A 651-nucleotide genomic window follows, 5' to 3' on the forward strand; every position below is an offset into this window, starting at 1 on the left:
GTCGGCGGCGCCGGTGAGCGGCCGGGGCCAGTAGCGGCGGCGGACGAACGCGTACGTGGGCAGGTCGACCCGGCGGCCGCCGGCCAGGGCCGGTTGCCAGTCGACGGGCACTCCCCGCACGTGCAGCTGCGCGACGGCGAGCAGGAACCGGGCCCGGTCGCCCCGGTCGCGCTGCAACGAGCCGACCACCACGGCCGGGCGGTCGTGTTCCTGGAGCGTCTGCTCGATGCCGGGCGTGAGCACCGGGTGCGGGCTGCACTCGACGTACGTGTCGTGGCCGTCGGCGGCGACCGCCCGGATCGCGTCGGCCAGCTCCACCGGCTGGCGCAGGTTGCGGTACCAGTAGTCGGCGTCCATCTCCGGACCGTCGAGCCAGCACAGGTCGGTGGTGGAGTAGACCGGGACGGCGGCCGGGCCGGGCGTGACACCGGCGACGGCCTCGGCCAGCTCGGCGCGGATCCGTTCCACCTGCGGGGAGTGCGAGGCGTAGTCGATCGGGACGCGGCGCAGCCGCACCCGGTCGGCGGCCAGCTCGGCGGCGAACTCGTCCACCGCGGCGGGCTCGCCGGAGACCACCACGCTGGCGGGTCCGTTCACCGCGGCCACGGCCAGCCGGTCGCCGTAGCGGGCCACCCGCGCGCGGACCGCGTC

General features: G+C 76.8%; 1 protein-coding gene. It reads right to left on the bottom strand.

The genetic code is table 11. From position 1 onward, the window contains the following. Positions 1 to 651: acyltransferase domain-containing protein (locus HUW36_RS33855; protein ID WP_174531701.1), on the bottom strand; the 651-nt coding region annotated here is incomplete at both ends.

Source organism: Micromonospora maritima, from assembly GCF_902825405.1.
Lineage (GTDB): Bacteria > Actinomycetota > Actinomycetes > Mycobacteriales > Micromonosporaceae > Micromonospora > Micromonospora maritima.